Raw genomic sequence first — 2038 nt, 5'->3', positions numbered from 1 at the left:
CACCCGGGAGGGTGTGGGAGAGTAGGTCACCGCCGGACAACCATTACCAGTAGGGCCCTGACAAACGACGTCAGGGCCCCACTGCTTTAACCACCACCACCACCCCCGGCGAGCATGGCAGGGCCCTGACCAACCAGTCAGGGCCCCACCGCTTTAACCACCAAAAAACGAGTGACACGTCCGGAGTCAGTCATTTGACCCGGATCCTGGCCTGCACAGAGGCGCAGAGCTGGGGTACACGCCCAATTGATCTGCGAACGGCCTTGAGGCAGCCGGGTGTCCGTGGAGGTCGCCGTCCCCGACCTTCCCGACTCCTACTTTCCTGCCTTTGCTTCCACGGTGGCGAAGTGGCTACCCAGCGGGGCTGGAACGTGGTGGTTGATGATTTTGGCCACGCAGCGGCAGGGACGCTCGTGACGCGCCTGCACCACAGCTCGACGCCTTGATTCGGTAATCCGGTGAAACCTACTCCTGGTGGAGGCGAGCAGGGCGGACCGGATATTGACGCCGTCGCGCGTGTTCCGCAAATGAACCTGAAGATCTCCGCCGGCGCCGAGGTGTGCGTCCCGCCGTCGGGCCGTGGTCTGCGTGGCGCTTCAGCCTGTCCCCTGCGAGGGCGACAGGTCCGCGGCGCCCCTGACCCACACACGTCTGCTCTTCGCACTATGCGAGTAAGTGCGCCATGGGTAAGGGCCCCGGCGGGATCAACGAGTGCCAGGAGCTTTAGAGAAGTACCCGCGCTCGATGGTGGTTTGGTCTGGGAATGGCTGGAGCGCAAACGACAGTTGCTTAGTCAGGCGGCGGCGGGCCCCTCGCCGGCAGTGGGGACATCGGTGAGCAAGTTCACGGCGGCAACTTGGTTACGGATGAGCCGGCGGACGCGGACCCCAACCCCAGGCCGGGGCTGCTGGACGTCAAGAAGGTCGATCCGCAGCGCATCACGGCGTCCACGGACTGGTCCGGCTTCACAGCAAGGAACGGCCATGACTACGCGGACACCGGTGCTTGAATCTTCCGTTACGCGGTGGCGGCAGACGGCGGGCCCGGGACACAGGGACGGTGGACATCGTGTCCGGGTCATCTCAGTCCGAGGCAGTTGGGAGTTTTCGGACAGTATGGCTTCAGTGACGCCCGGTTCTGCCGGCGCCCGTTGAACCCGTGCCCGTTCACGAGAGCCACCTCACTCTGATGGTGGTGTTCAGCCGGATCATCCGTATGTTCACCTTGTAGATGGAATTCCGGTGGCAAGAATGGGTCAGGCGCTGTGGTGGCGCGAATAACGAGCGCGGCCGGAAACGGGCTGCAGGGGCGGCGGGCAGCAGTCAGGGAAGGACGCCCGCTTGGACCTGATGCACGCCCGCGTGCCACATATCAATGGGAAGGCGAGCCCGGAAGGAAGGTCCGGCTTGACGCCGAGTGGGTGAAGCGAAGCTTTGACCTAAATTGGGCTTAACCTCAGGCTTGGTGATGCGCCGTCCATCGTGAGCTGGTTAGCCAAGCCCCCATTCGAGGTATCAAGACGGGGGGAGGGAAGACTGACCGGGGGGGGTATCCGCTGCCTGATGGAGTTGGAGGTGAATACATGGGACCTCAGAAGTCCGGGGCTCGGACCATGGGTGCGCGCGGCCCCCTGGGGGTGGAAAACGGCACACTTGTCATCTCGGGCAGCCCCTTGCGTTGACCGGTCAGCCTATGGCCGGCTGGTTCACGCTGCAGGGGCCCGCAGCTCGGGCTCGAACTCGCAGGTACCGTTTCTTGACCAGGTCCACCGGGGCCCCGGAACAGCTGCTTGTTGTCCCTCGGTGCTTGAGCACTGCTGCTGAAGCCCGGAAACATTGCTTCCTGCTGACCTTCAATATCCGCAGCTAACTCGCGTAAGTGTGAGCCGTTTCATGGGGGGTGTGTATGGGGGGGTGGTGTTGGTTGCTTTGGAAGTGGCGTGTTGGCGGGGGTTTTGGGTGGTGTGGGGTTTGGGTGGGGGTGGATTTGCGGGTTGGTGTGTTGGGGGTGTATTGTTTTTTGAGTCGCCGCCGCTGTT

1 protein-coding gene is annotated in these 2038 nt (G+C 63.3%); it reads left to right on the top strand.

The features are described from left to right. The first annotated feature begins 856 nt into the window (after positions 1-856). Positions 857-1009: a hypothetical protein gene (locus AC5RVN_RS17395; protein ID WP_494138750.1), complete on the top strand. Its 153-nt coding sequence runs from the start codon at positions 857-859 to the stop codon at positions 1007-1009. Positions 1010-2038: the final 1029 nt, after the last annotated feature.

Source organism: Arthrobacter sp. sptzw32 (assembly GCF_059089735.1).
This window is presented reverse-complemented; position numbering and strand designations above follow the sequence as displayed.